Consider the following 9,086-nt stretch of genomic DNA (forward strand, 5'->3'; position numbering starts at 1 on the left):
GATCATCACTTTTTGGCTTTACTTTAATTATTCTTGATAACTTCACTAACATTATCATTATATTGCTTTAATAGTTTTTGAGCTCTATCTTTATCAGTTTTAGTTTTAATCATAGTAATGGCAAGAGGAACATTGTTTTCTGCTTTCTCCAATGCTTGTATTGCTTCTTCTTGTGTCGCATCTGTAACAGAAGAAATAATCCGACTTGCTCGATTAACTAATTTAGAATTTGTCGGCATAACATCAATCATTACATTTTCAAAAACTTTTCCTTGTTTGATCATAACTCCCGTTGAGATCATGTTCAAAATCATTTTTTGAGCAGTTCCCGCCTTCATACGTGTAGAGCCTGTTACTACTTCAGGACCGACTAAAGCTTCAATTGCAATATTGGAAAGCTTACCAATTTCAGATTCTTTAACACAAGCTATTGAAATAGTGAGCGCGCCTATTTTATTAGCATATTCTATACCACCAATTACATAAGGTGTACGTCCACTAGCTGCTAATCCTAAGACTGTATCTTTTTCATTGAGGTTTAACTTTTTAAGATCACTCGCACCTAAATTAGTATCATCCTCAGCCCCTTCAACAGCTTTATACATTGCACCTTGTCCACCAGCAATTAATCCTATAGCTCTTTCAGGTTTAATTCCATAAGTTGGCACTAACTCAGCTGCATCTAGAACACCTAATCTTCCACTCGTACCAGCACCAATATATATTAATCGACCACCTTTTTTATAACGTTTAGCTGCCTCATCAATCGCCTTTGCTATTTGATCATTTTGGGTTCCAACAGCTACAGCAACTTTTTGATCTTCCTCATTCATAATTTTTACCATTTCTGAAGTCGAAACAGTATCGATATGCATAGATGACGGATTACGTTGCTCTGTAGTTAAATTTTCTATTTTCATTCTATATTTCCTCACTTACTGCTAACTTTAAATACAGATTCTCCTGCTTTCACTTCTCCAGATTTTAATAATTTCATATTTTGAATAACTTCTGTATTAGTCACGGTCATCATCACAACTGGATCTTTACCCGCTTCTTTAATCTTATTAATATTCATTGTTCCAAGCTGTTGACCACTCTTAACTTCTTGACCTTCTTTTACGGTAATTGTAAAAGGCTCGCCTTTTAACTCTACTGTATCGATTCCCATATGAATTAAAATTTCAAGATTACCTTTTGCAGACATCATAGTCAATGCATGCTTAGTGGACATAACACTTACGATCTTTCCATCGAGTGGAGCTACAATTGATCCATCAGATGGAATAATTGCGAACCCGTCTCCAAGCATTTTTTGTGAAAATACTTCATCATCTACTTTTTCCAAATTTTCAATTTTTCCAGAAACTGGAGCTTCAATTTCTTGAATTACTGTAGAAGTTTTCATATCTAAGTTAGAAGCTTCTTTTTCAGCTTCTCTTCTTTCAGCAACAGCAGGACTTGCTTGATCGTCTGGAAGCATTGCTTCCTTTGGCACACCCCAAAAGTAAGTAGCAATAAATCCACCTGCATATGCAGCTAAAAGCCCAAGTACATAAGCCCACCACATGTTATTAGCAATTAATGGAATTAATGCTGCACCAGAAGGTCCAATAGCAATCGAGCCTACTTGACCAAACATCGCAACTACAGCACCACCAATACCACCACCAACACAGGCAGTAATAAATGGACGTCCTAATGGTAAGGTAACACCATAGATTAATGGTTCACCAACCCCAAGAATACCAACAGGTAAAGCACCCTTGATCATATTAACAAGTTGCTTATTTTTACGACATTTTATCCACAAAGCAATAGCGGCGCCTACTTGACCACCACCAGCCATAGCTAAAATAGGAAGCAACGGTGTAAAACCTATTTTTTGAATCATTTCTAAGTGAATTGGTGTCAAAATCTGATGCAAACCGAGCATTACCATTGGCAGGAATAATAATCCAAGAATAAATCCAGAAACAGGTCCACCCACTTTAAGAACCCAATTAATTGCACCAACTAATGAGTTTGAGAACCATCCAGCTAACGGCATAATGAAGAATACTGTAAATAATCCCATTATTAGAATCGTTAAAAATGGTGTAAATATAATGTCTACCGAATCAGCTATATGCTTGTGGAAGAATTTTTCAACATAAGATAAAAGCCATACTCCAAGTAAGACTCCAATAATCCCTCCTTGACCAGCAGCCAATGGTTTACCATCAAAAATGTTAGGTATAGTTATTGGAGCAACAATGCCAGGAAGGTAAACAATACCTCCGATAATACCACCTAATCCTGGCGTAGCACCGAATTCTTTAGCAGTATTAATACCAACATAAATGTTCAAAAAAGAAAAAAGCGCACTTGAAATCATTGCCAAAACAGTAATATTTAAACTCCAAGATTCTGGCAACATTTTCGCAGTAAGCATGTTCCTTAAAATACCTGCTACACCCGAAATTAATCCGGCACCAACGAAAGCTGGAATTAATGGAACAAAAATTGCTGAAATATGCTGTAAAGCAACTCTCCACCAAGTCTTTTTAAGAGACGCCTTATGAGCTGCGTGAACTTCGGCGGCTTTCCTCTCTACTTCACTTTTACTAGCTTGATAAGAATTAGTTGGAAAGATTTCCCCTTCCTTAACTCCTGCTTCATCATTCATGATCGTAGCTACTTTGGTATTAACACCTGGACCAAGAACAATTTCTAAAGTGTCTGCTTCAACGACACCTAAAACACCATTAATTTTCTTTAACGCAACCATATTTACTTTTGACATATCGCGTATCTTAATTCTTAGCCGAGTCATACAGTGAATAAGAGATTCAACATTGTCTATACCACCTATTTGTGCATAGATCTCATCACTCAGGCATTGATATTTATCCTTTTCCATGATGTGCTTCCTTTACGTATAAATGTAACAATATTTCATTTTGCGAAAGAGCTGACAATTAAAACATTTTTGTGCCGTAAGCGCTTTCTATACTTAGATATTAATATGATATTTACATTTTGTAAAGAAAAAATAAGTCATTTTATAAAAAATCTATTAAACAATTTTTTATAAAATGTAACAATATTACATTTTCACTTAAATACATCAAGTGCATAAGCACTAATAATTAATAAAAAAATCGCATCCCCAAATCAGGAATGCGATCGAAAAATATTCTACTTAAGTTTAACACCGATAACTACTTTTCCAATTCATTAAAGAGGACTTTGCCTCTTCAAGATTTCCAAAGTTAACCCTTATCACAATGCAAGCTAAAGGGAAAGTTTTTAACTATACAGTCGCTTAACACTTTTACAACTTTATCGATATCAAACAATATATTTCTTTATAGCCGACGGTCGTATTTAATTGATAATTCAGTAACTTCCTTGAATTAATAACGGTGATACTTAACTCTTGTACCCATTGAATACCAAATAAGTGAACGACCACTACGCTTTAAGCTAAAGCCATCAGATTGTGGAATCATTACAATAATTTCTTTACCATGTGGTTCTACAAGATAAACACGTTTGTGATAAGGAAGAATTCCCGTATGCTTACTACGGTAAGTACTGTAGCCATCAATGCGATACTTAGAAATATTTATCTTATCTTTACCCTGATACCACTTACCCCAAAACCTACTTGGAATTTTATATGTCTTTAAATGATATTTTTTAGCATAACTCTTTGCTTCAACAGTTTGGTTGGTATTAGTTATCAAACTTATAGTTCCAACACACATCATCAATGCAATAAAAATTTTAAAAAATTTCTTCATTATCCCCACTCCTAAATATTTCCATGTTAATACAATATATTCCTAATTACTATACTTTTTATTTCTGAAAAGTTCATCTGAGCTTTTCAGAGTTTATCGGCCACTATAAAGAATAATAAGTAAATAAAATAACTATCATCCTTCTTTTCTTATAACTAGTCCACTAAAACAAAATAAGTTATAATTAAATAATGTAAACGATTTCATAGTATTTATTTGAAAGAAGGGTCTTTTTATGAAGAAAATTATTAACGATCCACATAATGTTGTGCCAGAAATGGTTGAAGGTATGACTAAATCTTACCCTCAAATCATTGAAAAAGTTGCAGGTACAGAAGCTGTGGTCCGTTCTGATAAAGATTCTATGAACGGAAAAGTTGGAATTGTCAGCGGCGGTGGCTCAGGTCACGAACCTGCCCATGCTGGTTATGTTGGAGAAGGGATGCTTAGTGCAGCCGTTTGTGGTCAAGTATTTACTTCACCTACTCCAGATCAAATTTATGAAGCAATTAAAGCTGTAAATCAAGGTCAAGGCGTCTTTTTAGTTGTAAAAAATTATTCTGGAGATGTTATGAACTTTGATATGGCAAAAGATTTAGCAAGTATGGATAATATTCCAGTTAAATCAATTGTTGTCGATGATGATATTGCCGTCGAAAACAGCCTTTATACTCAAGGACGTCGTGGCGTTGCTGGAACAGTATTTATGCACAAAATTCTTGGCGCAGCTGCCCAACAAGGAGCAAGTCTAGATGAAATTGATGCTTTAGCACACAAAGTATTACCAAATATTAAAACAATAGCTGTCGCCCTTTCTGCAGCAACCAATCCAGAAGTTGGTAAGCCAGGTTTTGAACTTAAAGAAGATGAAATTGAATTTGGTGTTGGTATTCATAGCGAGCCAGGATACCGTCGTGAAAAGATTAGAGCTTCAAAGGATTTAGTAGAAGAATTAATTGGTAAGTTAAATGACGAAATGAAACTTGATAATTCGAAAAAGTACGCATGCTTAATTAACGGTATGGGGGCTACTCCTTTGATGGAACAATATGTTTTTGCAAATGATGTTTTAAATAAATTAAATGAATTCAACATCGAACCAGCATTCATGAAAATTGGCAATTATATGACTTCAATTGATATGGCTGGAATTTCTCTTACTTTATTAGAGATCCAAGACGATAAGTGGTTGGATTATCTAAATTATCCAGTTAAAACTATTGCTTGGTAGAAAGGACTTAAAAATGGCATTAACTACTGATACTTTAACAATTTGGATGAATAACTTTGCAAATAAAGTTGAAGAAAACAAACAACATTTAAGTGATTTAGATACACCAATTGGCGATGGTGACCACGGCTTCAACATGGATCGTGGTATGAAAGCTGTCGAACAAAAATTAGCTACAAAGCCTGCTGACTTAACAACTGGCTTTAAGACTATCGCTATGGCACTTATTTCAACAGTTGGTGGAGCTTCTGGCCCTCTTTATGGAACAGCTTTTCTTGAAATGGCTAAGAAGAGCACCTCAACTGAAGATATTGGTGAATTGCTAGATGCAGCTCTTGCAGGTATTCAAATGCGTGGTGGTGCAAAACCTGGTGATAAAACCATGGTTGACGTGTGGAGCACTTTAGTTCCAGACGTTAAGGCTGGCAATTTAACTGAAGATAAAATTAAAGAATCTGTTGAAGCAACTAAAGATATGGTCGCTAAAAAAGGACGTGCAAGTTATTTAGGTGAACGTTCAAAAGGCCATATTGATCCAGGTTCTGAATCAAGTAGTTACTTATTTAAAGCAATGCTTGAAACGGAGGGATTATTATGAGTTTAGGTATCACTCTTGTTTCACATGTTTCCGATATTGCTGAAGGACTACCTAAATTATTAAATCAAGTTGCAAAAGATGTGCCTATTACAACTGCTGGTGGTACGAACGATGGAGACATTGGCACAAGCATGGAAAAAATCATGAGCGCTTTCGATAATAATTCCGCAGATGAAATTTTGGCCTTTTATGATCTCGGAAGCGCAAAAATGAACTTAGAGATGGCAATGGAAATGTCTGATAAAAAAGTTCATCTATACAATACTGCTTTTATTGAAGGTGCATATACTGCTGCTTCATTAATTCAAGCTGGAGTTAGCTTGGATGATATTGAAAAGCAACTTAAACCATTAACAATTAAAGATTAAAAGAAACGAGGTGCTCTCATGTCAGGATTTATCGGAGAATTCTTTGGAACCATGGTATTGATCGTCCTTGGTACAGGATGTGGCGCAGCGATCAATTTGAAAAAATCATATGCCAAAGGCTCTAACTGGCTTTACGTCACAATAGCTTGGGGCATGGCTGTTACCTTTGGTGTATATGTAGCTGCTAGCTTAGGTTCTGAAGGACACTTAAACCCAGCTGTAACTCTTGGTTTTGCTTTCTTTGGCTACTTCCCTTGGAGCGAAGTAGGTCCATATTTACTAGGTCAATTCTTAGGTGCTTTTATTGGTGCAGCTTTAGTAGCAATTCAATTTCACCCTCATTTTAAAGAGACTAAGACTCCTGAAGAAGGAAATAGTGTTGGTATTTTTGCTACAGGCCCAGCAATTAAAAACAATTTATTTAACTTCTTAAGTGAAACAATTGCTACTTTCATCTTTGTATTTGCGCTACTTAATTTAGGCGATTTCGACAAAGGATTAAAGCCAATTGCAGTCGGCTTGTTAATTATGGTTATTGGTCAAGCATTGGGTGGTACAACTGGATTTGCTTTAAACCCTGCTCGTGACTGGTCTCCAAGATTGGCTTACACAGTTTTACCAATCCCTAACAAATCAGATGCAAATTGGGGCTATGCTTGGGTTCCAATGGTAGGACCAATCGTAGGTGGTATTTTAGCCGCAGGCTTACAATATTTAATTAAATAAAAATATTTTACAGTGACCGTATTTTTCGGACACATCATTGATATTATGCCATTGAGGACTTGTTCCAATATTATATTGGAGTAAGTTCTTTTAATTTATCTTCAATTTTCTTGTATTGTAATAATTAATATAGACTTATGATATAAGATCATTTCAGTTGTTTTAAATATGTCTAATTAGTATAATCATTATATATGTTAGACATACAATAGAACATTAAAAGGAGAGATAAGCTATGGCAACTGCTTCAATGAATTTTAAAGTTGATGAAAAAACAAAAAGTTTGTTTACTCAAGCTGCAGAAAAAATGGGGTTATCATCATCTGCATTGCTTAATATTTTCGTTACCCGTGTGGCCAGAGAACAAGCAGTTCCCTTCAGTCTTAAGGTTGTTCCTGACAAAAATGAAGCTTTCGATGAAGAAAGTAAAAAAGCAATGATTAAAGAGCTAGCTATTGTTAATGGATTAATTCCTGATGATGATAATAAAGTAGACGATTTAGATGAATATTTCAAAAAATTAGGAGTTTAGTTTATGTATCAAATTACTACAACTAATGTTTTTGATAAACGTTTTGCTAATTTGAAGAAAACTTTTAATTTAACAGATGATGAAGCTGGTGACGCTATCGAAACGCTTAAGTATACTATGAAAATACTTAAGCGAGATGGCAAATTACCCCGTAACGGAAACAATTCTCATGATCCTGATGGCCCTTTTTACGATCATGAATTAACTGACGAACCATGGATTGGATTTAATGAATATCATATTTTAGGAAATTTATTAGTCGTCTATTATAAAATAGAATCTAAAAAGACAATTAGATTTACAACAATAACTACACATAAAGAACTCAGAAATGGAAGTTTAATGTAAACTAAACGTCAACCCCTTAAACTAGTAATTAAAAATAGTTTTTCAGAAAATCACAGAAAGTATCGCACGCTTATAAAAGCGTATTTTTATTTTTCATCAAATTTCATGTTTACATGATTTTATATTTCGCTTCCTTTATTCAATGTCCGCTAATGTACTTTGTGGATATCTACGAAATATTACTATTTTTTAACGCTTTTTTAATACATTGAACAGAGGGCAATAATTTACTATAGGAAATATTCAGAAGGCTTGAAATTAAAAGGAATACCAAATATTTGCTGTTGAAATTAATCAAATTTTGTTTAATAATTACTGCTATAAAGTTATTTGACTCTTGGAGGAGAAAAATATGAAGTTTAAAAATAGAATAGCAGCCATTGCCAGCGCTGTAGTTTTAGCAACTGCAGGTGCTGCTTATTTGAACAACCAAAAAGTTAACGCAGTGGAAACCGCCACGACCTACACTGAATATTATACGATGCCAAGCGTAGTGCGTTCACATCCATATACTTCAGCTAATAATTTTGCCGATATTAGTAAAAGTGAGCGCCAGGATATTCGTAACCACTTCTCATCATTATTGATGAATGGTGTTTTAACTTTGGTTTGAAATAACGGTAAGATTGAAAAAGTTTCACCGTTACAAAATAGTACCTATGCTCAACAAATTTTTTTGCCAATTACTTATACTGATCGGGCACTTGATGGTTCAGTCTTACGTGAATCAGTTAAGAAACACTTGTATTATACCTTAGTTGGTGGCAAGGATGATCACCAAGTTGATGAAGTTAACTGGGATCATAAAAAAGGGACTGATGGATGGCAACCTGGACTAGAAGATAATGGCTATACGTTGACCACTCGTGATATAGCATATACCAAAGTGGTTGGGCCAACAATTAATGGCATTAGTAAGGTTGAAAATCGTCCTTTTGGTGTCACAATCACTAGAACTGTTAAAGATGGTATTGAACAAACTCAAACTCCAGCTAAATTAACCAAGAGTAGCAAGTCAACTCGTCTTTTGAAGAAGAACGCTTACGTTTATAATGCTAAAGGCAAGAGAATTAAGCATGCCAAAGCCTTGAAGAAAGGTAAACATGTGACTGTTCTTGGCAAGAAGGGTAAGTTCGTCAGAATTGGCAAAGGTCGCTATATTAAGAAGGCTAATATCTAAAGAAGATAATTAAAAAGACTCTATAATTTTTCCCGTTAACAGGTTTTTTATTGCATTAAAAAAGGGAGTACACAGTCTTATTTAATAAAAGACGATGAAGTACCTGAACCACAGATTAATAGAATATTTTTAGCCATTTTTAAATCCTCCTATATATTTTTAAAACAAGCATTTCCATTAAACTTTTGTTTTGCACTACAGCAGTGCAATTAATTTTCATTCAATCGAATGAATGTATTTCCCCAAAAAAATACGTCCCAAATCTTCCATCATAAACAAAAAAATTCGCATCCTAAAATAGAATGCGAATTTTTT

At 34.6% G+C, this 9,086-nt stretch carries 11 protein-coding genes; 8 read left to right on the plus strand and 3 right to left on the minus strand.

Features of this window, described 5'->3' with window-relative positions; translation table 11 throughout:
• Positions 1-23 precede the first annotated feature (23 nt).
• The 3 genes from murQ to JCM6256_RS02500 form a co-directional block, all read right to left on the minus strand.
• Complete coding sequence (murQ, locus tag JCM6256_RS02490; protein ID WP_025080251.1) at positions 24-920, minus strand: N-acetylmuramic acid 6-phosphate etherase; 897 nt, start codon at positions 918-920, stop codon at positions 24-26.
• Between the two features lie 11 nt (positions 921-931).
• Positions 932-2,902 (minus strand): glucose PTS transporter subunit IIA, encoded by a 1,971-nt coding sequence (locus JCM6256_RS02495; RefSeq protein WP_025080252.1) that lies wholly within the window; start codon positions 2,900-2,902, stop codon positions 932-934.
• 496 nt (positions 2,903-3,398) lie between these two features.
• Entirely contained in the window at positions 3,399-3,788 is a 390-nt protein-coding gene (locus JCM6256_RS02500; RefSeq protein WP_025080253.1) for a hypothetical protein, read from the minus strand.
• A 235-nt stretch (positions 3,789-4,023) separates the two neighbouring features.
• On the opposite strand from JCM6256_RS02500, the gene dhaK reads away from it, so the two are divergent.
• From dhaK to JCM6256_RS02540, 8 genes are all read left to right on the plus strand, one after another.
• Entirely contained in the window at positions 4,024-5,019 is a 996-nt protein-coding gene (gene dhaK, locus JCM6256_RS02505; RefSeq protein WP_025080254.1) for a dihydroxyacetone kinase subunit DhaK, read from the plus strand.
• A 13-nt stretch (positions 5,020-5,032) separates the two neighbouring features.
• Positions 5,033-5,617, plus strand: a complete 585-nt coding sequence (gene dhaL / locus JCM6256_RS02510) for a dihydroxyacetone kinase subunit DhaL (protein WP_025080255.1) — start codon at positions 5,033-5,035, stop codon at positions 5,615-5,617.
• Complete coding sequence (gene dhaM, locus JCM6256_RS02515; RefSeq protein WP_025080256.1) at positions 5,614-5,985, plus strand: dihydroxyacetone kinase phosphoryl donor subunit DhaM; 372 nt, start codon at positions 5,614-5,616, stop codon at positions 5,983-5,985. Before dhaL ends, dhaM begins: the two co-directional genes overlap by 4 nt.
• 18 nt (positions 5,986-6,003) lie before the next feature.
• Entirely contained in the window at positions 6,004-6,711 is a 708-nt protein-coding gene (locus JCM6256_RS02520; RefSeq protein ID WP_025080257.1) for an MIP/aquaporin family protein, read from the plus strand.
• A gap of 235 nt (positions 6,712-6,946) precedes the next feature.
• Entirely contained in the window at positions 6,947-7,243 is a 297-nt protein-coding gene (locus tag JCM6256_RS02525; protein WP_025080258.1) for a type II toxin-antitoxin system RelB/DinJ family antitoxin, read from the plus strand.
• A 3-nt stretch (positions 7,244-7,246) separates the two neighbouring features.
• Positions 7,247-7,591 carry a type II toxin-antitoxin system YafQ family toxin gene (locus JCM6256_RS02530; protein ID WP_025080259.1) on the plus strand — a complete coding sequence of 115 codons (345 nt, stop codon included), beginning with the start codon at positions 7,247-7,249 and terminating at the stop codon, positions 7,589-7,591.
• A gap of 352 nt (positions 7,592-7,943) precedes the next feature.
• Entirely contained in the window at positions 7,944-8,204 is a 261-nt protein-coding gene (locus JCM6256_RS02535) for a hypothetical protein (RefSeq protein WP_025080260.1), read from the plus strand.
• Between the two features lie 63 nt (positions 8,205-8,267).
• Complete coding sequence (locus JCM6256_RS02540) at positions 8,268-8,771, plus strand: SLAP domain-containing protein (RefSeq protein WP_025080261.1); 504 nt, start codon at positions 8,268-8,270, stop codon at positions 8,769-8,771.
• Positions 8,772-9,086 lie beyond the last annotated feature (315 nt).

The sequence above is a fragment of the Lactobacillus hamsteri DSM 5661 = JCM 6256 genome (assembly GCF_000615445.1).
GTDB lineage: Bacteria > Bacillota > Bacilli > Lactobacillales > Lactobacillaceae > Lactobacillus > Lactobacillus hamsteri.

What these genes read in the sequence shown, in the direction of transcription:
- murQ (WP_025080251.1), bottom strand. Translation starts at nt 920, where the DNA reads ATGAAAATAGAAAATTTAACTACAGAGCAACGTAATCCGTCATCTATG.
- JCM6256_RS02495 (WP_025080252.1), bottom strand. Translation starts at nt 2,902, where the DNA reads ATGGAAAAGGATAAATATCAATGCCTGAGTGATGAGATCTATGCACAA.
- JCM6256_RS02500 (WP_025080253.1), bottom strand. Translation starts at nt 3,788, where the DNA reads ATGAAGAAATTTTTTAAAATTTTTATTGCATTGATGATGTGTGTTGGA.
- dhaK (WP_025080254.1), top strand. Translation starts at nt 4,024, where the DNA reads ATGAAGAAAATTATTAACGATCCACATAATGTTGTGCCAGAAATGGTT.
- dhaL (WP_025080255.1), top strand. Translation starts at nt 5,033, where the DNA reads ATGGCATTAACTACTGATACTTTAACAATTTGGATGAATAACTTTGCA.
- dhaM (WP_025080256.1), top strand. Translation starts at nt 5,614, where the DNA reads ATGAGTTTAGGTATCACTCTTGTTTCACATGTTTCCGATATTGCTGAA.
- JCM6256_RS02520 (WP_025080257.1), top strand. Translation starts at nt 6,004, where the DNA reads ATGTCAGGATTTATCGGAGAATTCTTTGGAACCATGGTATTGATCGTC.
- JCM6256_RS02525 (WP_025080258.1), top strand. Translation starts at nt 6,947, where the DNA reads ATGGCAACTGCTTCAATGAATTTTAAAGTTGATGAAAAAACAAAAAGT.
- JCM6256_RS02530 (WP_025080259.1), top strand. Translation starts at nt 7,247, where the DNA reads ATGTATCAAATTACTACAACTAATGTTTTTGATAAACGTTTTGCTAAT.
- JCM6256_RS02535 (WP_025080260.1), top strand. Translation starts at nt 7,944, where the DNA reads ATGAAGTTTAAAAATAGAATAGCAGCCATTGCCAGCGCTGTAGTTTTA.